We start from the raw sequence: 24,892 nt of genomic DNA, 5'->3' as shown, positions 1-24,892 counted from the left end.
AGCCACCCCGCCCGGCCGGATCGGCCTTGGGAAGGGGTGCCGCGCCAGGCGGATTTGTAGAATTGATTATCCATGACAGCACCTTCGACCCCGGCGTCCACGACCCCACACCCCGACCAGGCCATTCTCTGGACAGATCCGCAGCGGGCCGAAGCGTTCCTGGGCTGGCTGGCCGGCATCGCCGACACCCGTCAACTGCGCCCGGACACCGTCCGGCTGGCCTCCGCCGACGCGAGCTTTCGCCGCTACTTCCGCCTGGACACCACCGACGGCGGCACGCGCATCGTGATGGATGCGCCGCCCGACAAGGAAAACAGCGCCCCCTTCGTGCAGGTGGCACAGCTGATGGCCGAGGCCGGCGTGACGGCGCCGCAGGTGCTCGAATGGGACCGCGACCACGGCTTCCTGCTGCTCGACGACCTGGGCCGCCAGACCATGCTCGACGTGATCGACCCGGCCCATCCCGACGCCAACCGGCCGCTCTACGACCAGGCCATCGACGCTTTGATCCGCTGGCAGCTGGCCTCCAAGCCCGGCGTGCTGCCGCCCTATGACCGGGCCCTGCTCGAGCGCGAACTGGCGCTCTTTCCCGAGTGGTACATCGGCAAGCACCGCGGCGTGGCCGTCGAGGGCCAGCTGAAGGAGCGCCTGGACCGCGCCTTCGCGCTGATCGTCGAGAACAACCTCGCGTCGCCGAGCGTCTACGTGCACCGCGACTTCATGCCGCGCAACCTCATGGTGGGCGCCGATGCCGGCCAACCACTGGGCGTGCTCGACTTCCAGGACGCCGTCTACGGCCCGATCACCTACGACATCGCCAGCCTGATGCGCGATGCCTTCCTCAGTTGGGACGAGGAGTTCGTGCTCGACATCACCATCCGTTACTGGACGGCGGCACGCAAGGCCGGCCTGCCGGTCGATGAAGACTTCGGCGCCTTCTACCGCGCGGTCGAATGGATGGGCCTGCAGCGCCACCTCAAGGTGGCCGGCATCTTCGCGCGCCTGACGCTGCGCGACGGCAAGCCGCGCTACCTGGCCGACACACCTCGCTTCATCGCTTACATCCGCGCCACCGCCAGCCGCTACATCGAGCTGAAGCCGCTGCTGCGCGTGATCGACGAGGTCGAGGGCACCACGGCCGTCACGGGCTTCGCCTACGGCCGAGTCTGAAGAGAAACTGAAAAAAGCCGAAAAAGAAAACCGCTGTAGCGCCCGCACCACGGGCGTCGTGAGCTCCTGATTTCATAGCATGCCCCGTTTTCACTGCTCCGTGCCGCTGACCGCCGGCGCCAGCCTGGCGCTGCCGCCGGGCGCCGCGCGCCATGTGCAGGTGCTGCGCATGCAGCCCGGCGACAGCCTCACCCTGTTCGACGGCGCAGGCGGCGAGTACAGCGCGACGGTCGAGCGCATGGGCCGCAGCGAGGTCGCCGTGGCGGTCGGTGCCCACACGCCGGTGGAGCGCGAAGCGGCCCGCGCCGTGCATCTGGCTGTCGGCATGCCGGCCAACGAGCGCATGGACTGGCTGGTCGAAAAGGCCACCGAACTCGGCGTGACCAGCATCCAGCCGCTGGCCACGGCGCACGGCGTGTTGCGCCTGTCGGGCGAGCGCGCCGAGAAGAAACGGGCGCACTGGGAAGCCATCGCCGTCGCGGCCTGTGAGCAGTGCGGTCGCAACCGCGTGCCGGTGGTCCATCCGGTGCAGTCCTTCGCGGGCTGGCTCGGCGCTGCTGCCGCCTCCGACGCTTCAGCGACGCGTCTGGTGCTGAGCCTGGCCGACGGCACGCGCGCCGTCGCCGCCGTGGCTGCGAACACCCCGACCACACAATCCGCGCTCGTGCTGAGCGGCCCCGAAGGCGGCCTCAGCGCCACCGAGGAGCAGGACGCCATCGCGCGCGGCTTTGCACCGGCCACGCTCGGCGCGCGGGTGCTGCGCGCAGAAACAGCAGCGCTCGCGGCGCTGGTGTCGCTCATCGGCGCCTGAGCCGTTGCGGGGGGTTTTCCGCGAGGCGCGAACCAAGCGCCTGCGGAACAATGGCCGCTTCCTTTTCCTTGTTCAATCCGCCTCCCGGAAGGACCGCTCCCTCATGCCTCGTTCATCCCGCGCGTTTCGTCTCGCCCCCCTCGTTCTGGCCGCGCTGTGCGCAATGCCCGTCGTCCACGCCCAGAGCCAGGCCGTCGCGCCCACGCCGGCGCAGGTCAGCCCCGCGGTCGACCAGGCCTACACCCAGCTTATGGCGTCGCCCGCGATCCGCAAGCTGCTGGAATCGGTCAAGGCCGACCACGAACGCACGGTCGAAGAACTGAAGACGCTGACCGAGATCGAGGCGCCGCCCTTCAAGGAACAGAAGCGTGCCGAAGCCTTCCTGGCACGGCTGAAGGCGCTCGGCCTGCCCGACGCGAAGATCGACGCCGAAGGCAACGTGATCGGCCTGCGCAAGGGCACGGGCCACGGCCCCAAGCTGCTGATCTCGGCGCACCTCGATACGGTCTTTCCCGCCGGCACCGACGTCAAGGTGAAGGAGCGCGACGGCAAGCTCTTCGCGCCCGGCATCGGCGACGACACGCGCGGCCTGTCGGTGCTGCTGTCGTGGCTCAAGGTGCTCAACGACAACAAGATCCAGACCGTGGGCGACCTGATGATCGTCGCCAACGTCGGCGAAGAAGAGCTGGGCAACCTGCGCGGCATGAAGGCCATCTTCCGCGACCACCTCGACATCGACGGCATGGTCGGCCTCGAGCCCTCGCCCGACGGCCACGTGCTGGTGCTCGGCACCGCGAGCCACCGCTACGAAGTGACGTTCAAGGGCCCGGGCGGCCACAGCTTCGGCGCTTTCGGCCAGGTGCCCAGCGCGATCCACGGCATGGGCCGCGCCATCGCCAAGATCGCCGAGGTGCGCACGCCCAGCTTCCCCAAGACCACCTTCACGGTCGGCACCGTGGGCGGCGGCACCTCGGTGAACACCATCGCGCCCGACGCGCGCATGGCCATCGACATCCGCTCGGACGACATGGCCTCGCTGCTCGAGACCGAGAAGAAGATCCTCGCGACCCTCGACGAGGCCGTGGCGGAAGAGAACAAGCGCTGGAACGTGAGCAGCCTGAGCGTGAGCACCAAGCTCATCGGCGACCGCCCGGGTGGCCGCACGCCGCCCGACTCGGTGATCGTCGAAGCCGCCACGCGCGCCAACAGTGCTTTTGGCCACAAGACGCTGCTGCGCGGCGGCAGCACGGATGCGAACGTTCCCATTTCGCTGGGCATCCCGGCCATCATCATCGGTGGCGGCGGCAAGTCGGGCGGATTTCACTCGCTGGCCGAGTCGATTGACGTGACAGATGCATGGAAAGGCGCGCAGAATTCGCTCGTCACCGTGCTCGGCCTGGTCGGTGTGCAGGGCGTCAGCCCCGCGCTCCTGCCGAAACGCGCAGCACGCAGCAAGTAATTTGTCACGTTGCCAGTTCGAAAGTGGCCGCGCCACTTCCGGCGAGCGGGTCGCCACATTGGAAAATGTGAGCGTTTCTGTCACACAACAAGGAATGGTCATGGGTTTGCTCGATTCGGTACTCGGTCAGGTGCTTGGAGGCGCTGCACAACAGCAGCAACCGCAAGGCGGTGGCCTCGGGGGATTGGGAGATCTCGGAAGCCTCGCCGGCGCCCTGGGCGGCCTGCTTGCCAATAACGGCGGGCAAGGCGGCCTCGGCGGCATGGTCTCGAAATTCGAGCAGGCAGGCATGGGCGACGTGATCGGCTCGTGGATCGGCAACGGTGAAAACAAGCCGGTGTCGGGCGATCAGCTGCAGAACGCGCTGGGCGGCGACACGATCGCTGCCATCGCTTCCAAACTCGGCATCAACGCACAAATGCTGCTGCCGATGCTGGCCACCATGCTGCCGGCCCTCATCAACCAGCTCACGCCGCAGGGCAAGGTGCCCGAGCAAGGCCTCGGCAACCATGAAGACCTGCTGGGCTCGCTCAGCGGCCTGCTGCAAGGCAACAAGCCGACCTGACCTGCCACCCGGCGAATTTCATTCTCAGAATTCCGGCGCCCGCGAGGGCGCTTTTTTTTGGCCGGCGCCTTGCCTTCGTCGCCCAATCGCGTAGAACCGCGCCCCATGAATCGCAATCTGTGGCTCCTGGCCATCTGCCAGGGCCTGCTCCTGACCAACAACGTCACCTTCATCGCCATCAACGGTCTCGTCGGCCTGGGCATCGCGCCGCAGGGCTGGATGGCCACGCTGCCCGTGATGGGCTATGTGGTGGGCGGCGCGTTGAGCACCGGGCTGGTGGCGCGCACGCAGCAGCGCTTCGGGCGCCGCGGTTCGTTCCAGATCGGGCTGGCGGTGGCGGTCGGCTCGGCGCTGCTGTGCGCCTACGCGGCGTCCTCGAAGAACTTCTGGCTGCTGTGCTTCGCGACCGTGGTCGCGGGCTACTACAACGCCAACGCCGGGCTCTACCGTTTCGCGGCAGCCGAACTGGCACTGCCGGCCTGGCGCGAGAAGGCCGTGTCGATGGTGATGGCCGGCGGCCTGATCGGCGCGGTGGCGGGGCCGAACCTGGCGACCTTCACGCGCGACGCCCTCTCTGTGCCGTTCGCCGGCGCCTACATCGCGCTGGCGGCGGTGGCGCTGCTCTCGATGGCGGTGATGCGCTTCATCGAATTCCCGCCGTCACCGACCCGCAAGGAAGCGGCCGGCGGCCGGTCGCTGGGCGAGATCATGCGCCAGCCCGTGTTCATCGTGTCCGCCGCCGCGGGCGCCCTGAGCTACGGCGTGATGAACCTGCTGATGGCTGCCACGCCCATCGCGATGCAGATCTGCAGCCTGCCGTTTTCCGATGCGGCGCTGGTGCTCGAATGGCACGTGATCGGCATGTTCGCGCCGGGCTTCTTCACCGGCCACCTGATCCGCCGCTTCGGCACGCTGCCGGTGATGGGGGCGGGGCTGGCGCTGAACCTCGGCTGCATCGTGGTGGCACTGTCGGGCGTGGCGCTGCACCACTTCCTGGTGGCGCTGTTCCTGCTGGGCGTGGGCTGGAATTTCCTGTTCACCGGCAGCACGACGCTCTCGCTCACGGCCTACACGGCCGAGGAGCGCGACCGCGCCCAGGGCGCGCTCAACTTCTGCGTGTTCGCGACGCTGGCGCTGACCTCGTTCGCCTCGGGCGTGCTGGTGACCACACAGGGCTGGCAGCTGTTGAACTACGGCTCGCTGGTGCCGGTGGCGCTGACCGGCGCCGCGCTGCTTTGGCTCGCGCAGACGCAACGCCGGCGCGCGCCGGTGGCCAAGGCCTGAGCCTCAGGCCACGCGCGCGGGGACAGCTGTCGCCGGAAAGCGCCGGTCGAGCCAGCGCTGCAGCGTGTCGAACACGGGCTCCGCATCGAGCTCGTTGAAGAGCTCGTGGTACAGCGCGTCGAAGCACTTCGCCTCGACGTTGCCGCTGGGCGCCGCGGCGGCCGCGAAGGCACGGCTGGCCGCCGGCCGCACGAGCCGGTCGTCGCCTGCGTAGATCAACAGCGTGGGCACCGGCCAGTGCGCCGCGTGCTGCTGCACCGTGGCGCCTTCGTAGGCGAGAAAGCGCGCCAGCCGGCTGCCGACGCGGTCGTGCGTGAGCGGATCGTCGCGGTAGGCCTGCACCACCACCGGGTCGTGCGAGAGGTACTTGTCGTCGAGCCCGTTGCCCACGCGCAGGTTGGGCGCGATGCGCGGCAGCACGGCCAGCAGCATCTTCTGGAACCCGTTCAGCCCCGGGTCGAGCCCCGGCGACGACAGCACCAGCGCATCGACCGGCCGCACGCCGCGCGCCACCAGGCTCGCGGCGACCAGGCCGCCCAGGCTGTGGCCGAGCAGCACCAGCGGCACGCCGGGGTTCTCGCGGCGCGCGTCGTCGATCACCAGGGCCAGGTCGTCGACCAGCCGCAGCTCGCTGGGCAGGCCGCCGCGCGCACCGGTGGACTCGCCGTGCCCGTGGTGGTCGTGCGCCCAGACCGCGAAGCCCCAGGCATGCAGCTGCTTGGCGAGGCCGTGATAGCGCCCCGCGTGCTCGCCCAGCCCGTGCACCACGACCACGACGGCGCGGGGCGTGCCCGCGGCGGGCAGCCGCCGCAGCGCCAGCGTCTCGCCATCCGGCGTGGACAGCGACACCCGATGCGGCAGGGGCAGCGCGTCGCTCAAGCGGCCGCCGGCTCCGTGGCCGCAGCGCGGTGCGCGGCGGGCAGGGCGGCGATGACCTCGGCCACGGCGGCCGTCAGCTTCTTGGCGTAGGGCACGTGCAGGAACTCGTTGGGGCCGTGCGCGTTGCTCTTCGGGCCCAGCACGCCGCAGACCATCATCTGCGCCGTCGGGAAGCCGGCGCTCAGCATGTTCATCAGCGGGATCGTGCCGCCCTGGCCGATGTAGCCGCACGACGCGCCGAAGTGCGCACGCGAAGCCTTGTTGAGCGCGTCCTCGAACCACGGCGTGATGGTGGGGGCGTTCCAGCCGGTGGCGCCGCCGCCGCTTTCGAAGGTGACGCGCGCCTGGTAGGGCGCGTTGTCTTCGAGCAGGGCCTTGAGCTTTTGCACCGTCTCCGCCGCGTCGACGAGCGGCGGCAGGCGCAGCGAGAGCTTGAAGGCGGTGTAGGGGCGCAGCACGTTGCCCGCGTCCTTCAGGGCCGGAAAGCCTTCGGCGCCGGTGACCGACAGCGTGGGCTTCCAGGTGCGGTTGAGCAGCGCCTCGACCGGGTCGGTGGTGGTCGGCAGCGCGAACATGGTCGAGCCGCCGCAGTCGTAGTGCGCCCACGGGAAGCGCTTGTAGACCTCGTCGCCGAGGATGGCCGCGGTGGCCTTGGCCTGCGCCAGCCGGTCGGCCGGCACTTCGCAATGGAAGCTCGCGGGCAGCAGGCGACCGGTGGCGCTGTCTTCGAGGCGGTCGAGCACCTGCCGCATGATGCGGAAGCTCGAGGGCACCAGGCCCGAGGCGTCGCCCGAGTGGATGCCTTCGGTCAGCACCTCGACCTTGAGCGTGCCGCTGGCCATGCCGCGCAGCGAGGTCGTGAGCCACAGCTGGTCGTAGTTGCCGGCACCCGAATCCAGGCAGATCACCAGCTCGACCTCGCCCAGGCGCGGACGCAGCGCGTCGACGTAGGGCAGCAGGTCGTAGGAGCCGCTTTCCTCGCAGGTCTCGATGAGGCCGACGATGCGCGGGTGCGCCACGCCCTGGGCCTTGAGCGCCTGCAGCGCGGCCACGCTGGCGTACACGGCGTAGCCGTCGTCAGCGCCGCCGCGGCCGTAGAGCAGGCCGTTCTCGTACTTGGGCGTCCACGGGCCGAGGTCGTTGCGCCAGCCGGTGAATTCGGGTTGCTTGTCGAGGTGGCCGTACATCAGCACGGTCTCGGCCATGTTGGTGCCGGTGGCCGGCACTTCGAAGAACAGCACCGGCGTGCGGCCCTCGAGGCGCACGATTTCCAGCTTCAGGCCCTCGACCTTCTGCGCCTCGACCCAGGCCGCGGCATTGCGCAGCACGGTCTCCAGGTAGCCGTTGGCCGACCAGTCCTTGTCGAAGCCGGGCGACTTGGCGGGGATGGCGATGTAGTCGGTGAGTTGCTTGACGATGTCGCCGTCCCATTGGGCGGTGACGTCAGAGAGGGCGCGCGTCGCGTCGAGCGTGCCGGCGGGCATTTCACGGTGCAGGGGGGCGTTCATCGGGGGGTTCTCCGCGGGGACGAAAAAACGCATTTTGCGCCTCGCGGCGAGCGCGCGTAGAGTGCGGGCGATCTCAAAACCCGGAGCGCAATGTGAGCAAGGCAACATCGACGCGGATCAAGGCAGGGATAGGCGGCTGGACCTTCGAGCCCTGGCGCGACAACTTCTACCCCAAGGGCCTCGCTCACGCGAAGGAGTTGAACTACGCCAGCCGGCAGGTCAGCGCCATCGAGATCAACGGCACCTACTACAGCACCTTCAAGCCCGAGACCTTCCGCAAGTGGCACGACGACGCGCCGGACGACTTCGTGTTCTCGATGAAGGCCTCGCGCTTCACCACCAACCGCAAGGTGCTGGCGACTGCGGGCGAGTCGATCCAGCGCTTCATCGACAGCGGCGTGGCCGAGCTGGGCGACAAGCTCGGGCCGATCGTCTGGCAGTTCATGCCGACCAAGCAGTTCGATGCGGACGACTTCGAGGCATTTCTGGAATTGCTGCCCAAGAAGGAGGGCAGCCGCGTGCTGCGCCACGTGATGGACGTGCGCCACGAGAGCTTCATCACGCCCGCCTACAAGGCGCTCGCGAAGAAGCACAAGGTGTCGACCGTGTTCACCGACGCCGACAAGTTTCCGTCCTTCGAGGAGCCCGAAGGCGACGTCGCCTATGCGCGGCTCATGATGGCCGACGCCAAGCTCAAGACCGGCTACGGGCCGAAGGCGCTCGACACCTGGGCCGAGCGCGCGCAGGGCTGGGCCGCTGCACCGAAGGCGCGCGACGTGTTCGTGTACTTCATCAACGGCGCCAAAGAAAAGGCACCGGCCGCGGCCGGTGCCTTGCTGGAGCGCCTGGGATGGAAGCCGCCAGCCGCCTGAGGGCGGCCGGCATGGGCTGGCTTACGACGCCTTGGCGCCGAAGCTGATTTCGCCCGACAGCTGGCCGCCTTCTTCGATCACGATCTTGCCGTAGCGGATCTTGCCGGTCACCTTGCCGGTCGAGTGGATGACGAGCTTTTCGCGCACGGTGAGGTTGCCGTCGAACACGCCGCGGATCTCGGCGATGTCGATTTCGGCCGAGCCCTTGAACTCGCCCTGTTCGGCGATCTGCATCAGGCGCGAGTCCATGGTCGCTTCGACCAGACCTTCGACCACGAGCGTGTCGCAATCGGTGATCTCGACGCCCTTGAGCTTGATGTTCGGGCCGACGGTGAGCTTGCTGCCGCCTTCCTTGACGGCGGGAGCGGCGGCCACCGGGGCCAGGCCGGCCTGCGCGGTCAACGAGGAGGGATTGACGGGAGTGCCCGAGAGATTGGTGCCCGAACCAACCAGCGGTGCGGGACGGGACGTCAGCGAGTCGGTGTCACGATCGCGCTTGCCGAAAAAGGGGGACTGTGTGGCCAAAGGGGAGCTCCTCAAGAAAGGGGACTATCGTAAGAAGACGCCCGCGGCATGCGGCACTTCATTGCGCAAGAAGCGTAACTGAATAAGTCGCCTGGCCCCCTGACAATGCCCGCATGACCCGCCTGATCCGCCCGAACATCGAAGCCCTGTCCACGCCCGCTGCCACCGACTCGCGGTTCGACAAGCCGGCGAGTGGTTGGCGCCGCAAGCTGTTCACCGTGATCTTCGAGGCCGACACGCCGGCCGGCCTGTGGTTCGACCTGACGCTGATCGCGGTGATCGTGATGAGCGTGCTGGTCGTCATCCTGGACAGCGTGCAGTCGATCCGCGACCAGTGGCGCCCACTGTTCAATGCCCTCGAATGGGTGTTCACGATTCTCTTCACGCTGGAGTACATCGCGCGGCTGTGCTGCGTGAACAAGCCGCTGCGCTACGCATTGAGCTTCTACGGCGTGATCGACCTGCTCGCGCTGCTGCCGACCTTTCTCGTGGCCTTCGCGCCCGAGCTGGCCTACCTGATCGACGTGCGCATCCTGCGGTTGTTGCGCGTGTTCCGCATCTTCAAGCTCTCGCGCTATTCGGTGGAGTACCGCGCGCTGGTGCAGGCGGTGGCGTCCAGCCGTCGCAAGATCACGGTGTTCGTGGGCTTCGTGATGCTCGTGGTGCTGGTGATGGGCACGCTGATGTACGTGGTCGAGGGCCCGACGCACGGCTTCACCAGCATTCCGGTGGCGATCTACTGGGCGATCTCGACCATGGCCACGGTCGGCTTCGGCGACCTCGTGCCCAAGACCGACCTGGGCCGCGCGATCGCCTCGGTGATGATGCTGCTGGGCTGGGGCGTGCTGGCCGTGCCCACCGGCATCGTGACGGCCGAGATGACGCGGCGCGGTGTCGACGACGACCTGGCGGAGCCGATCGCGCTCGCATCGCGCGGCGTGCTTGCCCTGGCAACAGAGCCGACGCCAGGCAAGGCGCCGGCGAAGCGGCTCACGCCGTCGGCCAGACGACGCGCCCTTGCGCAGCATCGTCGAGGCGCGCGATGAAGGCATCGGCCTCGGGCGCGGGCAGCGCGAAGGCAAAGCGCACATCGTCGCCGTGCTGCACGTCTTCGAGCACCGCGCCGATGGCGGCCAGCTCGCGCCGCACCAGCCCCTCGAGCGCATAGGGCACGGCGCACTGCAGCTGGCGCTGTCGCACGAGCGGCACCAGCGTGGCGCCGAGCAGGGCCTGCGCGACGGCGTCGGTGTAGGCGCGCACGAGGCCGCCAGCGCCGAGCTTCACGCCGCCGAAGTAGCGCACCACCGTGGCGAGCGCGCCTTCCACCTGCTGGTGGCGCAGCACCTCCAACATCGGGCGTCCGGCCGTGCCGCCGGGCTCGCCGTCGTCGTTCGCCGCCGACTGGCCGCCGGCCATCAAGGCCCAGCACACGTGTGCGGCGCCAGGGTGTTCGGCGCGCAGCGAGGCCACCACCGCCAGCGCGGCCGCGCGGTCGGGCACCGGTTGCACGCAGCCGATGAAGCGGCTTTTCTTGATGAGCAGTTCGCTGTGAACCGGCTGCGCGAGCGTGAAGCTCATTCCGACCCGATGTCCGTGCGGTGCGAGGGCGGCGTGCTCAGCCGCCCCGCTCGAACTTGAACACCGCCGTGCTGGCGCGCGCGTTGGGCAGCCAGCGCACGTCGCGGCCGTTCTGCAGGCCGAAGGCGTCGAGCACGCGCAGGTTGTTCTTGCCGGCCAGCACCTCGAAGTCCTTGTAGGTACCGACGCGGATGTTGGGCGTGTCGTACCACTGGTAGGGCAGGCGACGCGTCACGGGCATGCGCCCGCGCGCCACGCTCAGGCGGTTGGGCCAGTGCGCGAAATTGGGAAAGGCCACGATGCCGAAGCGGCCCACGCGCGCGGTCTCGCGCAGCATGACCTCGGCATTGCGCAGATGCTGCAGCGTGTCGATCTGCAGCACGACGTCGAAGGTGGCGTCGTCGAACATCGCCAGGCCTTCGTCGAGGTTGAGCTGGATCACGTCGACGCCGCGGCGGATGCACTGCAGCACGTTGCCGTCGGCGATCTCCACGCCGTAGCCGGTGCAGCCGCGCTCGCGCTGCAGCAGGTCGAGCAGGGCGCCGTCGCCGCAGCCCAGGTCGAGCACGCGCGAGCCCTTCGGCACGAGCTCGGCGATCAGTCGTTGGTGTGCAAGGTCGCTCATTGGAATTCCTTGGCGACGCGTTCGAAGTACGAGCGCACCACGCCCATGTAGCGCACGTCGTCGAGCAGGAAGGCGTCGTGGCCGTGCGGCGCGTCGATCTCGGCGTAGCTCACGTTGCGGCGGTTGTCGAGCAGCGCCTTCACGATCTCGCGGCTGCGCGCGGGCGAGAAGCGCCAGTCGGTCTTGAAGCTCACGAGCAGGAACTTGGCCGTGGCCTGCGCGAGCGCCGTGCTGAGCTGGCCGCCGTGGTGGCGCGCGGGGTCGAAGTAGTCGAGCGCGCGGGTGATCAGCAGGTAGGTGTTGGCGTCGAAGTACTCGCTGAACTTGTCGCCCTGGTAGCGCAGGTAGCTTTCGATCTGGAATTCGACGTCCTGCGTGGAATAGCGGTAGTCGAGCCCCGCCACCTCGCCTTCGACAGCACTGCGCAGGATGCGCCCGAACTTGGCGTTCATCACGTCGTCGCTCAGGTAGGTGATGTGGCCGATCATGCGGGCGATGCGCAGGCCGCGCTTGGGGATCACGCCGTATTCGTAGAAGTGGCCACCGTGGAAGTCGGGGTCGGTCACGATGGCGCGGCGCGCCACCTCGTTGAAGGCGATGTTCTCGGCCGTGAGGTTGGGCGCGCTGGCCACCACCACGGCGTGCCGCACGCGATCGGGGTACTGCAGCGTCCACGACAGCGCCTGCATGCCGCCGAGGCTGCCGCCCATCACGGCCGCGAGCGTCTGGATGCCGAGCGCATCGAGCAGCGCGGCCTGGGCGTCGACCCAGTCTTCGACCGTGACCACCGGAAAGTCGGCGCCGTAGACACGGCCGTTGGCGGGGTTCACGTGCATCGGACCGGTCGAGCCGAAGCAGGAGCCGAGGTTGTTGACGCCGATCACGAAGAAACGGTCGGTGTCCAGCGGCTTGCCCGGGCCCACCATGTTGTCCCACCAGCCCTCGGAGCGGGCCTGGCCCTCGTACACGCCCGCGACGTGGTGCGAGGCGTTGAGCGCATGGCACACCAGCACCGCATTGCTGCGCTCGGCGTTGAGGGTGCCGTAGGTTTCGTAGGCGAGCGTGTAGCCGCTGATCGAAGCGCCGCTGCGCAGGGCCAGCGGGCCTGCGAACTGCATCGACTGCGGGGTGACGACCAAAGGTGACGACGACGACATGAATGAAAAAACCCGGCCTCGCCAAAAACGAGCCGGGTTCGGCAGCCGTCTTTAGCAGAATTTATAAAGCGCCCGCAAGCTGAAGCAAATCGGCGCAGTTCTAGTATATCCCCCAGGCTGCGCGCACTTCGTGTCGCTTCGCCAACCCCCTTCGGGGGCAACACCTGCGGCCCGGCAAAGCCGGTTCCGCGGTGTTTCTGGAAGGGATTCTTCCTTCTTTTCTTACCAGCCAATGATCATGATGACGCCCAGCACCAGGAAGATCGCCGCCGAGATGCCGTGCACCAGCTTGATCGGCACGCGCCGCACGATCTTGTCGCCCAGCCACACGACCGGTGCATTGGCCAGCATCATGCCCAGCGTGGTGCCGACGACGACCCAGGCGTAGTCCTGCGTGAAGCGGGCGGCCAGCATGACGGTGGCGATCTGGGTCTTGTCGCCCATCTCGGCCAGGAAGAAGGCGATCACGGTGGTGCCGAAGACGCCGAACTTCGAGACGCCGGGGGCGTCGTCTTCATCGAGCTTGTCAGGAATCAGCATCCAGACGGCCATGGCGATGAACGAGCCGCCCAGGATCCAGCGCAGCACCTCGGGGCCGAGCCAGCGCGTGATGTAGTTGCCGACTGCGCCGGCCAGCGCGTGGTTGATGACCGTGGCGACGAAGATGCCGAACACGATCGGCCAGGGTTTCCTGAAGCGCGCGGCCAGCAAAAGGGCCAGGAGTTGGGTCTTGTCGCCCATTTCGGCGAGCGCAACCACGCCCGTTGCAACGAGAAAAGCTTCCATGATGGATGTGGGGTTCCTTGGGCCGAAGGACGCAATTGACCGCACAACACCTTCGGCCATATTCCCGAAGTTGTGCGGTCAAAGGTCTCGCCAGGTGTGTTCACTGCACGCGCCATGTCCTCGTGGGGCAAGGACAAGTCTGTTGACGCGGGCCCTTCTCGTATGCGGAAGGCGGCTACTCCCCAATGACCCGCCAATTGTAGCCGCATCGTCAATTCCCTCGGCTCAAATAGGTAGGCGTGCGCTAACTTCTATTGCTTTCAAAAGGTGCTACCTCAAGACGCAAATTCCTGCTTGCTTTTTTGATATTTCACCCATAATGCACGAGCCTCCCTCTTGATTTTGGGCGGGAGCAATTCGGTGATCGGTCAGTTTCGCGCGGCTCGGCGGCTCTCGTTTGAGTGATGCTTTCGGGACTCCATCGCTTTTCTTGATGTGTTTATAGGAGTCCCTTGATGGGCAACAAACTCTACGTCGGCAACCTGCCTTACTCGGTGCGCGACGGTGATCTCGAACAGGCCTTTGGCCAGTTCGGCGCAGTGACCAGCGCCAAGGTCATGATGGAGCGCGACACGGGTCGCTCGAAGGGCTTCGGCTTCGTCGAGATGGGCAGTGACGCGGAAGCACAGGCCGCCATCAACGGCATGAACGGCCAGCCCCTGGGTGGTCGCAGCGTGGTCGTCAACGAGGCACGTCCCATGGAAGCACGTCCCCCCCGCAGTGGCGGCGGTGGCGGCTACGGCGGCGGTGGTTATGGCGGCGGTGGTGGCGGTGGCTACGGCGGCGGTGGTGGCGGCTACGGTGGTGGCGGCGGTGGCCGTTCCGGCGGTGGCGGCGGCTACGGCGGCGGTGGTGGTCGTTCGGGTGGCGGCGGCGGTGGTGGCGATGGCGGTTTCCGCAGCCCCTACGGCGCAGGTCCCCGTGGCGGTGGCGGCGGTGGTCGCAGCGGCGGTGGCGGCGGCTACGGCGGCGGCGGCAACGGTGGTTACTGAACCCTGTTCACCTCTTCGCGTGCCCCCGCGGCACACACACAGAAAAGGCTCCCTCGGGAGCCTTTTTCTTTGCCTGCGTACGTGCCGTGGCGTTCAGGCTTCGCCGCTGCGCTTCTTGCGCGCCCGCCCCTGCACCGCGCGGTCGAGCACGGCATTGGGCAGCAGGCGCATGACCTTGGCGACCACGCCCATCTGCCACGGAATCACGCGGTAGCTCGTGCCGGCCTCGATGGCGCGCAGCGCCTGGGCCGCAAAGTCTTCGGGCTGCATGAGAAAGGGCATGCCGTAGCGGTTGCCCTGGGTCAGCGGCGTGTCGATGTAGCCCGGGCAGAGCGTGACGACCTTCACCCCGCTGGTGCGCAGCTCCCCGCGCAGGCTCTCGCAGTACGCCACCACGCCGGCCTTGCTCGCGCAGTAGGCGCCGTGCCCCGGCAGCCCGCGGATGGCGGCCACGCTGCCGATGCCCACGAGCCGCCCGCTGCCGCGCTTCACCATGGCCTGCACGAAGGGATGGAAGGTGGCGGCCAGCCCGACGTTGTTGACGGCGAAGGTGCGCGCCAGCACGTCGAGGTCCGAACGCTCGGCCGTGTCGATGCCGATGCTGATGCCGGCGTTGGCGATCACCACGTCGGGCACGCCCTGACGCGCCACGCAGTCGGCGCCGGCGGCCACGATGCTGTCGGTGTCGGCCACGTCGGCGCCGTAGACCTGGTAGCGGCCCGCGTCCAGCTGACGGCCCGTCGCCCAGGTGTCGATCTCGCCCGTGCGCCGCGCAACCAGTGCCAGCCGGTAGCCTGCGTCGTAGAAAGACGCAGCCAGGGCCTGGCCGATGCCGCTGGAAGCGCCGGTGATGAAGACGAGCGGTGCGGCGGTGGTCATGTGTCGGTCGTCTCCCGGGAACTGTTTTCTTATTGTGTGGCCGCTCAGCGCGGCTTGCCCGCCGCGGCCGACGGCACCAGCACACCGCGCACGCGGCCCGTGAGGTTGGCCACGCCGCTCAGGTTGTCGTAGTCGAGCGTATCGCCCGTGAACTGGTCGCTGCCGCGGATGAGCGTGACCGGCTTGTTCGACTGCACCTTCTCGGTGTCGAGGAACGCGTGCAGGAACTCGCCGCGGAACTCCAGCCGCGGCGTGGCCTTGCCACTCGCGCTGACCGTGGGTTCGCGGATCACGATCGCATTGCCGAACAACTGGATCTCGCTGCCGTCGGAATTCGACAGGCCCCGGTTCGCCGACGAGCGCGTGACCAGCCCCTCGGGCGACACGGAGCGCATGCGCACCTGGTCGACCTCGATGGTGTCGGTGTCCGGGTAGTGCCGTCCCTCGGTGCCGTGCAGCTCGCTGCGCAGGTCGCCGTTGGGCAGGAAGTTCTTGATGACGAAGTCCCGCATGAAGTAGTCGGGCTCGTGCGTGGGCGCCGCCTTGGCGGTGGGCTCCAGCAGCTTGGGCGCATTGCGCACCAGCCAGTAGGTGCCCAGCGCCACGCCCGCCATCAGGATGATCGGCAGGTAGATGGTGGTGCGGTCGAGCACATCGCGCGTGAGGTTCCAGGCGCGTCGCAGCTGCGGGCTCATGGTCGGGGGCCCAAGGCAGCGTCGAGCAGCGGGCGGTACTGGCCGCAGGCCGTCAACAGCAGGTCGCAGAATTCGCGCGCCGCGCCTTCGCCGCCACGCGCGGTGGTGACGTAGCGCGCCACGGCGCGCACCTCGGCGTGCGCGTTGGCAGGCGCCGCGGCGAAGCCGACGCGGGTCAGCACCGGCAGGTCGGGCCAGTCGTCGCCGATGGCGGCGGCCTGCGCCCAGGTGAAGCCGAGCTGCTTCAGCATGGCCTCGGCGGCGGGCAGCTTGTCCTCGGTGCCGTAGCGCACGTGCTCGATGCCCAGCGCCTCGAGCCGCACGCGCAGCGGCTTGGAGTCGCGCCCGGTGATCACGGCCGGCGTGATGCCGGCCTTGCGCAGCAGCTTGAGGCCGTAGCCGTCGAGGATGCTGAAGCGCTTGAGCGTCTCGCCGTGCTCGGTGAAGTACACGCCGCCGTCGGTCAGCACGCCGTCGATATCGAAGAAGACGATGCGCACATCTTGCGCGGCCAGCAGGGTCTCGGCCTGGAAATCAAGCGGCATCAGATGACCTTCGCGCGCATCAGGTCGTTGGTGTTCACCGCGCCGACGATCACCCCCGCGCCGTCGATCACGAACAGGCGGGTGATGCCGCATTGCTCCATGAGTTCGGCCGCCTCTACCGCCAGCGCGTCGACGCGGATGGTGCGCGGGTCGCGGTGCATGATGTCGGCCGCCTTGGGCGTGCGCAGGTCGGCGCCGGCCTCGATCAGGCGGCGCAGGTCGCCGTCGGTGAAGATGCCCAGCGCCCGGCCGTCGGGCTCGACCACCGCGGCGGCGCCGAAGCCCTTGATGCTCATCGCGCGCATCAGCTCGCTGACGGTGGCCGTCGGCGGCACGCACGGCACTTCGTCGCCCGAGCGCATGACGTCGCTCACGTGCGTGAGCAGCTTGCGGCCCAGCGCGCCGCCGGGGTGCGAGCGCGCGAAATCCTCGGAGCCGAAGCCGCGCGCGTCGAGCAGGGCCACGGCCAGCGCGTCGCCCATGGCGATCTGGGCGGTGGTGCTCGCGGTGGGCGCGAGGTTCAGCGGGCAGGCTTCCTTGGCGACGCCGGCATCGATCACGATGTCGGCATGGCGCGCCAGCGTGGAGTCGGGGCGGCCGGTCATGGCGATCAGGGGCACGCCCTGGCGCTTGACCACCGGCAGCAGCACGGTGAGTTCGTCGACCTCGCCGCTGTTGGAGATGGCCAGCACGAGGTCGACCGACTTGATCATGCCCAGGTCGCCGTGGCTGGCCTCGGCCGGGTGCACGAACATCGCGGGCGTGCCGGTGGAGGCGAGGGTGGCGGCGATCTTGCGGCCGACATGGCCGCTCTTGCCCATGCCCATCACGACCACGCGGCCACGCACTTCAAGGATCTTGCGCACGGCCTCGACGAAACTCGGACCGACGCGGGCCTTCAGGCCGAGGACGGCTTCGGCTTCGATGTCGAATGTGACGCGTGCCCGGGCCAGGATGGCGTCGGGGTCGACCACGTGGGTCGGGGCGGGGCGGGAGCTCATCGCCGGATTTTACGAGGCGGGCGCGGTCGGCGATCACATGGCCCGGGGAAGCCCGGGGCACGGACATTGCTCTAGCATCGGCGCCTATGTCTTCGTTCGATCTCACGCTGTTGTATCTGTTGGCCGCGGTGATCGGCGTGGTGGCCTGCCGGTCGCTGAAGCTGCCGCCGATGCTCGGCTACCTGACGGCCGGCGTGCTCATCGGCCCGCATGCGCTGGCACTGGCGCAGAACTCCGAAGGCATCCGCCACCTGGGCGAATTCGGCGTGGTGTTCCTGATGTTCGTGATCGGGCTCGAGTTCAGCCTGCCCAAGCTGCGCGCCATGCGCAAGCACGTGTTCGGGCTGGGCATGGCGCAGGTGCTGCTGACCATGGCGCTGGCCACCGCCGGCGCGCTGCTGATCGCCACGCAGCTGCCGCCGGCCTGGCAGCTGGGGTGGCAGACCACGCTGGCGCTGTCGAGTGCGCTCACCATGAGCAGCACCGCCATCGTGGTCAAGCTGATGGCCGAGCGGCTCGAGCTGGAGAGCGAACACGGCAAGCGCGTGATGGGCGTGCTGCTGTTCCAGGATCTGGCCGTGGTGCCGCTGCTGGTGCTGATTCCCGCCCTGGGCGCGCCGCCCGAGGCGCTGGCCAAGGCGCTGGGCTTCGCGCTGGTGAAGGCCACCTTCCTCATCGGCGTGCTGCTGTACGGCGGGCCGCGCATCATGCGCTGGTGGCTCACGCTGGTGGCGCGGCGCCGCAGCGAGGAGCTGTTCATCCTGAACGTGCTGCTGATCACGTTGGGCCTGGCCTGGCTCACCGAGCTGGCCGGCCTGAGCCTGGCGCTGGGCGCCTTCATCGCCGGCATGCTGGTGTCGGAGACCGAATACAAGCACCAGGTCGAGACCGACATCCGCCCCTTCCACGACGTGCTGCTGGGGCTGTTCTTCATCACCGTCGGCATGTCGCTCGATTGGCACATCGTGGTCGAGCGCTGGCTGCTGGTGGCCGTGCTGCTGCTGGTGCCGCTGCTGTTCAAGCTGGGGCTGGTGACGGTGCTGGCGCGGGTGCTGGGCGCCACTTCGGGCGTGTCGCTGCGCACCGGCCTGTACCTGGCGCAGGCCGGCGAGTTCGGCTTCGTGCTGCTGGCGCTCGCGCAGGACCGCAACCTGCTGCCGCCGTGGCTGGCCAACCCGGTGCTGGCGTCGATGGTGCTGTCGATGCTGGCCACGCCCTTCATCATCATGTACAGCAACGCCATCGTGCGCAAGCTGGTGGCCAGCGACTGGCTGCAGCAGTCGCTGCAGATGACGAGCATCGCGCGCAAGACCATCAACACCGCGCAGCACGTGATCATCTGCGGCTACGGGCGCTGCGGCCAGAACCTGGCGCGCATCCTGGAGCGCGAAGGCATTCCCTACATGGCGCTCGACCTCGACCCCGACCGCGTGCGCCAGGCCGCTGCGGCCGGCGATTCGGTGGTGTTCGGCGACGCGGCGCGGCTGCAGGCGCTGATGGCGGCGGGCCTGGCGCGCGCCAGCGCGGTGGTCGTCACCTACCTGGACGTGGGGGGCGCGATGAAGGTGCTGGCCAACACCCGCGCCCACGCGGCGCACGTGCCGGTGATCGTGCGCACCCAGGACGACCACGACCTCGAGAAGCTGCAGGCCGCCGGCGCGACCGAGGTGGTGCCCGAGGCCATCGAGGGGTCGCTGATGCTCGCCAGCCATGCGCTGGCGCTGGTCGGCGTGCCGATGCGGCGCGTGATCCGCGTGGTGCAGGACCAGCGCGACGCACGCTACAACCTGCTGCGCGGCTACTTCCACGGCGCCGACGACGACAACGCCGACGAGATCGATCACGAGCGCCTGAACAGCTTCACGCTCACGCCGGGCGCACGCGCCATCGGCCAGACGCTGGGCCGGATGGCGCTGCCGACGCTGGGCGTGCGCGTGGCCAACCTGCGCCGCCAGGACGGCCAGGCGCGCGTGCCGGACGACGACACGCTGCTGTCGGACGGCGACACGCTGGTGCTGTCGGGCAAGCCCGCCGCGCTGGCGATTGCCGTCGAGCGGCTGCAGAAGGGCTGAGGCGGCCGGCGCGGGCGCGCGCTCAGTTCAAGAGCGACGGGTTGCGCTTTTCTTCGTCGATGCGCTGCTGACGGCGCACCGCTTCGCACTGCGCGTGCGACTTGTATTCGGGCTTCGTGCACTGGGCCGCCATGCATTGCGCCTTGGCGATGAAGTTGCGGTCGCCGCATTGGGCCTGCGGGTCGGCCGGTGGGGACGGCGTCGCGGGCACAGGGGCAGGCGCGGCAGCCACAGGCGCCGCGGCGGCTGGGGCCTGGGGCGCTGGCGCTGCAGGCGTCACCGGCTTGCGCGGCTTCGCGACGGGCGTCGGCTTGGGTGCGGTTTCCGCGGGCTCGGCGACCGCTTCTGCGGGCGGTGGTTCGGCCACGGGCGGTGCAGGCTCGGTCGCGAGGGGCGGTGGTTCGACTGCCGCCGGCGTCGCGGCGGGAGCCGGCGCTGCGACAGGAGGCGGTGCCACGGCCGGCTCGGGCGCCTTGCTGCCGGTCCCGTAGCCCAGCCAGCCTGCGACCACCAGCAGCAGCGCGACTGCGAGCAGCCCCAGCCACAACCCGATGCCGCGGGGACGCAGCACCGGCTCGGGCGGCTTGATGCGCTTGACCTTGATCCGCGTCTTGGGCCGGTCGGCCCGCGGGGACGGAGGCAAGGACGACGCCGCGCCTGCGCGCCCCGGCGCCACGATCACGGTTCGTTCATCCGCCGGCGGCGGTGGGGGTGGCGGCTCGGGCATCCAGCCGTTGGACGCAGGCGACGACGCGCGCTTCGACTCGGCAGGGTCGAACAGCGGCGCAGGAATGGTCGGCGCGCGCAACTGGGCGGGCGCGGTGGTGGCCCATTCGCGGTCGGCAGGACTGGGCGCCGGCGGCGGCACGCGGTCGGCGGCCGACAGCCGGCCACCGCAGCTTCTGCAGAAATTGGCACCGTCGCGGTTGTCCGCGTCACAGACCGGGCAGATCAAGGCCATGGCTCACCAGCAATTCTCAGGATCGGAAACGAAGACTTGTTCTTGTTGTTGCGGCGGCTGGCAGCGCGCGGCGAGCTGGAAGGCTCAGGTGACGGCCACCCGCTTGGACCGGTGCGCCATGCGCTTGGCGATCACGGCGCCGAGTGCCATCGCGATGTCCAGCGCCATGTTGGGCTGGCGGTTCGACATCTCGGAAAACCGCACGGCGGTGAGGCGCCACACGCGCCCCGCGCCGGTGACCACCACGTTCGCCGCATGCGGCTCGCGCGAAAAGAACGAGCCTTCGCCCACCACCGAGCCCGGCGACAGCACGGCCAGGCGCATCTGCTCCTTGCTGCCGACGCGGTGCACGCTGATGGCGCCGCTTTCGATGAAGAACACCGAGCGGTCGTGCGTGCCTTGGGAGATCAGCACGTCGCCGATGCTGGTTTCGATGGGCTGCAGATAACCCGCGAGCGTGTCCCACTGCGCGACGCTCAAGGTCAGCGCGAACGCATCGGCGCTCAGGTTCTCCGCGATGGCGCGGCTCAGGTTCTGGATGGACATGTTTTTCTCGACCCCCGCAAGTGATCCGAAGTATCCGCGAAGGCCCCGAGGTTCGGCTACAACTGTTTACGCTTTCACCGGCAAAGCGCAGGCATGTGTCGCTATTTCCCGATACAGAAGCGCGAAAAGATGACACCCAGCAGGTCGTCCGCGCCGAACTCGCCGGTGATCTCGTTGAGCGCGTTCTGCGCCAGCCGCAGCTCCTCGGCCAGCAGGTCGAGCAGCTGGGCCTGAGCCGCCAAGTGGGCTGCCGCCAGCGCGAGGTGCGTCTCGACACGGGCCAGCGCCTGCACGTGGCGCGCGCGTGCCAGGTAGACGCCTTCGGGCACGGCCTGCCAGCCGGCCATCGCCAGCAACTGGTCGCGCAGCGCCTCGATCCCCGCGCCGGTCTTGGCCGACAACGCGATGCCTTCGGAGGGCGGCGCGGCCGAAGCCGCCGCGTCCTGCTTGTTCCACACATCGAGCACCGGCACGCTCGCCGGCAGCTTGCGCCGCAGGCCGGCCAGGATCTCGGCATCCGCGGCCGCGTAGTCGGGCTGGCCGGCGCGCGTGAGGTCGTGCAGGAACAGCACGGCATCGGCGCTTTCGATCTGCCCCCAGGCACGCGCCACGCCGATCTGCTCAACCTCGTCCGTGCTGTCACGCAGGCCGGCGGTGTCAGCCACATGCAGCGGCACGCCGTGGATCTGGATGGTCTGCGAGACCACGTCGCGCGTGGTGCCCGCGATGGCGCTCACGATGGCCAGCTCGGCGCCGGCCAGCGCATTGAGCAGCGAGCTCTTGCCCGCATTGGGCTGGCCCGCGATCACCACCTTGATGCCTTCGCGCAGCAACGCGCCCTGTTTGGCGCGCTGTTGCACGGCGGCCAGTTGCGCCTGCAGCCGCTGCAGCTGGCCGGTCGCGTCGGCTTTCTGGAGGAAGTCGATCTCTTCCTCGGGGAAGTCGAGCGTGGCCTCGACCAGCATGCGCAGGTGGATCAGCGCATCGCGCAGCGTGTGGATCTCGCGCGAGAAGGCGCCCGACAGCGAGCGCCCGGCACTGCGCGCGGCCGCCTCGGTGCTGGCGTCGATCAGGTCGGCGATGGCCTCGGCCTGCGCCAGGTCGATCTTGCCGTTGAGAAAGGCGCGCTGGCTGAACTCGCCCGGCTCGGCCACGCGCAGGCCCGGCAGGCGCGGGCGGCCGGTGGCCGGATCGATTTCGGCCGCGGCCTCGAGGCAGCGCGACAGCAGCAGCTGCAGCACGACCGGGCCGCCATGCGCCTGCAGCTCGAGCACGTCTTCGCCGGTGTAGGAATGCGGCGTCGGGAAGTGGATCGCCAGGCCGTGGTCGACCGGCTCGCCCTGCGCATCGCGAAAGGGCAGGTAGGTGGCTTCGCGCGGCTTGAGGGCGCGGGCGCACAGCGCCTGGACCAGCGGCGCCAGCCGGGCGCCCGACACGCGAACGATGCCGACCGCCCCGCGCCCCGGGGCGGTGGCGATGGCGACGATGGGATCGGTGGTGCGGGCGAGGGTCATGACAGCGCGATTCTTTCAGCAAAAAGCAAAGGGCCGCGGATGCGGCCCTTTGCGGGTGGCGGAGGCCGGCTGGCTTACTTGCCCAGCACGCCCAGTCGCTTGTTGATGAACCACTGCTGCGCGATCGACAGCACGTTGTTCGTGATCCAGTACAGCACCAGGCCGGCCGGGAAGAAGATGAACATCACGCTGAACGCGAGCGGCATGATCCACATCAGCTTGGCCTGCATCGGATCGGGCGGCGTCGGGTTGAGCCAGGTCTGGAACAGCGACGTGGCCGTCATCACGATCGGCAGGATGTACCAGGGATCGGGTGCCGACAGGTCGGTGATCCAGCCGATCCACGGGGCGTGGCGCATTTCAACCGACGACAGCAGCACCCAGTACAGCGCAATGAACACCGGAATCTGGATCACGATGGGGAAGCAGCCGCCCATCGGATTGACCTTTTCGGTCTTGTAGATCCGCATCATCTCTTGCTGCATTTCCTGCGGCTTGTCCTTCAGCCGCTCGCGCATTTCCATGATCTTGGGGTTGATGGCCTTCATCTTGGCCATGCTGGCGTACGCCTTGGCGTTGAGCCAGTAGAAGGCCGCCTTCAGCAGCACCACGAGCGCGACGATCGACCAGCCCCAGTTGCCCAGGATGCCGTGCAGCTGCGTGAGCAGCCAGTACAGCGGCTTGGAGATGATCGCGAAGATGCCGTAGTCCTTCACCAGGTCCAGGCCGGGGGCGATGGCTTCGAGCTTCTTTTCTTCTTCGGGGCCGGCGAACAGCGCGCTGTTCACGACCTGCGTGGCGCCCGGGGCGATCTTCGGCAGCGTGGCGACCATGGCCACGGTGAAGAGGTTGTCGCCCAGGTCCTTCACGCGGAATTCGCGGCGCAGCTGCTCGCTGGCCGGGTCGCCCTTGAGCAGCCAGGCCGACGCAAAGTAATGCTGCACCATCGCGATCCAGCCGTCGTTGGCCGGCGGCGGCGGCTCGATCTTGCCCTTGGCGATGTCCTTGAAGTCGAGCTTGTGGAACTTCTTCTCGTTGGTGTACGCGGCCGGGCCGGTGAAGGTGTTGGTACCGAACATGGTGCCGGCAGCCACGGTGCCGTGGCGCAGCAGCTGCATGTACAGCTGCGCGTCGCGCGGCTGGTCGCTCACGTTGACCACTTCGTGGCGCACGCCGATGACGTAGTCGTCACGCTTGAACACGTAGGTCTTGATGTACTTCAGGCCGCCAACGGGGGCGCTTTCGAAGCTCACCTCGAGCGTGTTCTGGCCGTCGGCCATCGCGCGCGGACCGGCCTTCGGCGTCATGGCCGTCAGGTGGTTGGGGAAGGCTTCGCCGGCGACGGGGTTCAGCAGGCCGGTCTGCGCCACATAGCGCGTGGCGGGCGAACCGTTCTCGAACAGCACGACGCGCTTGGTGCGGTCGGCTTCGTCGTACTTGAGCAGTTCGAGGTGGTTGACCGTGGCGCCTTCGCTGTCGATCGTCGCCTTGAACAGGTCGGTGGTCACCACGACCTGCTCGCGCGGCGCGGCCGGGGCCGCCTGCGTGGGCACGGCACCTGCGGTGCCGCCGGCTGCGGCAGCCGCGGTCGGCACGCCGTTGTTCGTGGCAGTACCGGCAGCCGGTGCCGTGACGGCGGGCTTGGTCGACGGCAGGAAAGTCGGCTTGTTGCCGTTGAAGACCTGCCATTGGTCCCACAGCAGCACGAGCGAGAAACCAAAAATCACCCACAGGATCGTGCGGCGGATATCGTTCATGACGAAGACTTCTTGTCGGAGGAGAGAAGAGACGAAAACAGCGAGCCTGACCGCTCAGTGCGACGCTGTGATTTCGGTGGAACCGGATCGTGGCCGCCCTGGCACCAGGGCTGGCAGCGCGCGATGCGGTGCAGAGTCAGGTAGCTGCCCTTGAGCGCGCCGTGCACTTCCAGCGCCTCGATCGAATACACGGAGCAGGTCGGCGTGAAGCGGCACGACTGGCCGAGCCAGGGGCTCAGCAGCAGACGGTAGGCCTTCACGAGGCCGATCAGCAGGCGTTTCATGCCGGAGCGCGTGCAGGGGAGGGGCCGGCCGGTGCCGGCGGGCGGCCGGCGCGCGCCAGCAGTTGCTGGAGCTCGGCGCGCACGGCGGCCTTGAGCTGGTCCGAGGAGGCGCTCACGAATACCTTGCGATCGAAACCGGCGCGCAGACGCACCACGTGCGCGGCACGCGGCAAAGCAACGCCAGGCGCGGCGCTCACGGTGTAGATCTGGCGCTTGATGGCGTTGCGCGTCACCGCGCGGCGTGCCCAGCGCTTGGGCACCATGGCACCCAGCCAGACCTCATCGGACGGAAACAGCGAAGCAGCGCCCGACGCGGAAGCATCGAGCGCACAGCGGTGCAATGCGAAATGGGCAGTGCGCGCCACGGTGGCACCTGCGAGGACGGCCTGGAATTGCGCGCGGGTCTTGAGCCGCTGCATGGAAGCCG

Annotated in this window: 26 protein-coding genes and 1 riboswitch; of the genes, 9 read left to right on the top strand and 17 right to left on the bottom strand. The window is 68.6% G+C overall.

Annotation, left to right across the window (positions count from 1 at the left end; translation table 11 throughout):
- Positions 1-72 precede the first annotated feature (72 nt).
- From AC07OH_RS25005 to AC07OH_RS24985, 5 genes are all read left to right on the top strand, one after another.
- The gene (locus AC07OH_RS25005) at positions 73-1,170 is read left to right on the top strand and encodes an aminoglycoside phosphotransferase family protein (RefSeq protein WP_495302507.1); all 1,098 of its coding nucleotides are present in this window, start codon (positions 73-75) and stop codon (positions 1,168-1,170) included.
- 79 nt (positions 1,171-1,249) lie between these two features.
- A complete protein-coding gene (locus AC07OH_RS25000; protein WP_495302506.1) occupies positions 1,250-1,981 on the top strand; it encodes a 16S rRNA (uracil(1498)-N(3))-methyltransferase in 732 nt (243 codons plus the stop codon).
- A 103-nt stretch (positions 1,982-2,084) separates the two neighbouring features.
- Entirely contained in the window at positions 2,085-3,440 is a 1,356-nt protein-coding gene (locus AC07OH_RS24995) for a M20/M25/M40 family metallo-hydrolase (protein WP_495302505.1), read from the top strand.
- A 100-nt stretch (positions 3,441-3,540) separates the two neighbouring features.
- Positions 3,541-4,005 (top strand): YidB family protein, encoded by a 465-nt coding sequence (locus AC07OH_RS24990; protein ID WP_070063350.1) that lies wholly within the window; start codon positions 3,541-3,543, stop codon positions 4,003-4,005.
- A gap of 105 nt (positions 4,006-4,110) precedes the next feature.
- Positions 4,111-5,289, top strand: coding sequence for an MFS transporter (locus AC07OH_RS24985; RefSeq protein ID WP_495302504.1), 1,179 nt, complete (start codon positions 4,111-4,113; stop codon positions 5,287-5,289).
- Positions 5,290-5,292: 3 nt separating this feature from the next.
- Here AC07OH_RS24985 and AC07OH_RS24980 read toward each other — a convergent pair whose 3' ends face one another.
- A complete protein-coding gene (locus tag AC07OH_RS24980; RefSeq protein ID WP_495302503.1) occupies positions 5,293-6,168 on the bottom strand; it encodes an alpha/beta hydrolase in 876 nt (291 codons plus the stop codon).
- The gene (locus AC07OH_RS24975) at positions 6,165-7,676 is read right to left on the bottom strand and encodes a M20 family metallopeptidase (protein WP_495302502.1); all 1,512 of its coding nucleotides are present in this window, start codon (positions 7,674-7,676) and stop codon (positions 6,165-6,167) included. The genes AC07OH_RS24980 and AC07OH_RS24975 overlap by 4 nt, the downstream gene beginning before the upstream one ends.
- 92 nt (positions 7,677-7,768) lie before the next feature.
- On the opposite strand from AC07OH_RS24975, the gene AC07OH_RS24970 reads away from it, so the two are divergent.
- Positions 7,769-8,548 carry a DUF72 domain-containing protein gene (locus AC07OH_RS24970; RefSeq protein ID WP_495302501.1) on the top strand — a complete coding sequence of 260 codons (780 nt, stop codon included), beginning with the start codon at positions 7,769-7,771 and terminating at the stop codon, positions 8,546-8,548.
- A gap of 21 nt (positions 8,549-8,569) precedes the next feature.
- Here the strand turns inward: AC07OH_RS24970 and AC07OH_RS24965 are convergent, their stop codons facing one another.
- Positions 8,570-9,073, bottom strand: a complete 504-nt coding sequence (locus AC07OH_RS24965; RefSeq protein ID WP_099794230.1) for a bactofilin family protein — start codon at positions 9,071-9,073, stop codon at positions 8,570-8,572.
- A gap of 113 nt (positions 9,074-9,186) precedes the next feature.
- On the opposite strand from AC07OH_RS24965, the gene AC07OH_RS24960 reads away from it, so the two are divergent.
- Positions 9,187-10,119 carry an ion transporter gene (locus AC07OH_RS24960; protein ID WP_495302500.1) on the top strand — a complete coding sequence of 311 codons (933 nt, stop codon included), beginning with the start codon at positions 9,187-9,189 and terminating at the stop codon, positions 10,117-10,119.
- On the opposite strand, the gene AC07OH_RS24955 is transcribed toward AC07OH_RS24960, so the two are convergent.
- From AC07OH_RS24955 to AC07OH_RS24940, 4 genes are all read right to left on the bottom strand, one after another.
- Positions 10,064-10,651: an IMPACT family protein gene (locus AC07OH_RS24955; protein ID WP_099794232.1), complete on the bottom strand. Its 588-nt coding sequence runs from the start codon at positions 10,649-10,651 to the stop codon at positions 10,064-10,066. The two genes, AC07OH_RS24960 and AC07OH_RS24955, sit on opposite strands and share 56 nt — an antisense overlap.
- A gap of 37 nt (positions 10,652-10,688) precedes the next feature.
- Entirely contained in the window at positions 10,689-11,276 is a 588-nt protein-coding gene (gene metW / locus AC07OH_RS24950; RefSeq protein ID WP_062473606.1) for a methionine biosynthesis protein MetW, read from the bottom strand.
- Complete coding sequence (gene metX, locus AC07OH_RS24945; protein ID WP_489060463.1) at positions 11,273-12,433, bottom strand: homoserine O-succinyltransferase MetX; 1,161 nt, start codon at positions 12,431-12,433, stop codon at positions 11,273-11,275. Before metX ends, metW begins: the two co-directional genes overlap by 4 nt.
- Positions 12,434-12,655: 222 nt before the next feature.
- Complete coding sequence (locus AC07OH_RS24940; RefSeq protein WP_495302499.1) at positions 12,656-13,219, bottom strand: TMEM165/GDT1 family protein; 564 nt, start codon at positions 13,217-13,219, stop codon at positions 12,656-12,658.
- A gap of 9 nt (positions 13,220-13,228) precedes the next feature.
- A riboswitch (yybP-ykoY riboswitch) is annotated at positions 13,229-13,420 on the bottom strand.
- A 254-nt stretch (positions 13,421-13,674) separates the two neighbouring features.
- Here AC07OH_RS24940 and rbp point away from each other — a divergent pair.
- Entirely contained in the window at positions 13,675-14,211 is a 537-nt protein-coding gene (rbp, locus tag AC07OH_RS24935; protein ID WP_495302498.1) for an RNA-binding regulator, read from the top strand.
- A 93-nt stretch (positions 14,212-14,304) separates the two neighbouring features.
- On the opposite strand, the gene AC07OH_RS24930 is transcribed toward rbp, so the two are convergent.
- From AC07OH_RS24930 to AC07OH_RS24915, 4 genes are read right to left on the bottom strand one after another with little or no spacing between them, the layout of a single operon-like run.
- Positions 14,305-15,090, bottom strand: a complete 786-nt coding sequence (locus AC07OH_RS24930; protein ID WP_495302497.1) for an SDR family oxidoreductase — start codon at positions 15,088-15,090, stop codon at positions 14,305-14,307.
- A 44-nt stretch (positions 15,091-15,134) separates the two neighbouring features.
- Entirely contained in the window at positions 15,135-15,785 is a 651-nt protein-coding gene (gene lptC / locus AC07OH_RS24925; protein WP_180288610.1) for an LPS export ABC transporter periplasmic protein LptC, read from the bottom strand.
- A complete protein-coding gene (locus AC07OH_RS24920) occupies positions 15,782-16,330 on the bottom strand; it encodes a KdsC family phosphatase (protein WP_062473615.1) in 549 nt (182 codons plus the stop codon). Before AC07OH_RS24920 ends, lptC begins: the two co-directional genes overlap by 4 nt.
- Positions 16,330-17,331 (bottom strand): KpsF/GutQ family sugar-phosphate isomerase, encoded by a 1,002-nt coding sequence (locus AC07OH_RS24915; protein WP_495302496.1) that lies wholly within the window; start codon positions 17,329-17,331, stop codon positions 16,330-16,332. Before AC07OH_RS24915 ends, AC07OH_RS24920 begins: the two co-directional genes overlap by 1 nt.
- A gap of 86 nt (positions 17,332-17,417) precedes the next feature.
- Here AC07OH_RS24915 and AC07OH_RS24910 point away from each other — a divergent pair, with 86 nt between their 5' ends.
- Positions 17,418-19,403, top strand: coding sequence for a monovalent cation:proton antiporter family protein (locus tag AC07OH_RS24910; protein WP_495302495.1), 1,986 nt, complete (start codon positions 17,418-17,420; stop codon positions 19,401-19,403).
- Between the two features lie 22 nt (positions 19,404-19,425).
- Here the strand turns inward: AC07OH_RS24910 and AC07OH_RS24905 are convergent, their stop codons facing one another.
- The 6 genes from AC07OH_RS24905 to AC07OH_RS24880 all read right to left on the bottom strand — a co-directional run bounded on the left by AC07OH_RS24905 (position 19,426) and on the right by AC07OH_RS24880 (position 24,884).
- Complete coding sequence (locus AC07OH_RS24905) at positions 19,426-20,364, bottom strand: zinc ribbon domain-containing protein (RefSeq protein ID WP_495302494.1); 939 nt, start codon at positions 20,362-20,364, stop codon at positions 19,426-19,428.
- Positions 20,365-20,448: 84 nt separating this feature from the next.
- On the bottom strand, positions 20,449-20,910 hold the full coding sequence (locus tag AC07OH_RS24900; protein WP_495302493.1) for a Crp/Fnr family transcriptional regulator: 462 nt from the start codon (positions 20,908-20,910) through the stop codon (positions 20,449-20,451).
- 101 nt (positions 20,911-21,011) lie between these two features.
- Positions 21,012-22,424 (bottom strand): tRNA uridine-5-carboxymethylaminomethyl(34) synthesis GTPase MnmE, encoded by a 1,413-nt coding sequence (mnmE, locus tag AC07OH_RS24895; protein WP_447748546.1) that lies wholly within the window; start codon positions 22,422-22,424, stop codon positions 21,012-21,014.
- A gap of 74 nt (positions 22,425-22,498) precedes the next feature.
- Positions 22,499-24,181, bottom strand: coding sequence for a membrane protein insertase YidC (gene yidC, locus AC07OH_RS24890; RefSeq protein WP_492681967.1), 1,683 nt, complete (start codon positions 24,179-24,181; stop codon positions 22,499-22,501).
- Positions 24,178-24,465: a membrane protein insertion efficiency factor YidD gene (gene yidD / locus AC07OH_RS24885; RefSeq protein ID WP_099794243.1), complete on the bottom strand. Its 288-nt coding sequence runs from the start codon at positions 24,463-24,465 to the stop codon at positions 24,178-24,180. Before yidD ends, yidC begins: the two co-directional genes overlap by 4 nt.
- A complete protein-coding gene (locus tag AC07OH_RS24880) occupies positions 24,462-24,884 on the bottom strand; it encodes a ribonuclease P protein component (protein ID WP_489060452.1) in 423 nt (140 codons plus the stop codon). The genes yidD and AC07OH_RS24880 overlap by 4 nt, the downstream gene beginning before the upstream one ends.
- Positions 24,885-24,892: the final 8 nt, after the last annotated feature.

This window comes from Variovorax sp. GW821-FHT10C12, from assembly GCF_059415405.1.
Note: the sequence above shows the minus strand (reverse complement) of the source record. Positions and strands in the feature narration are given on the sequence as shown.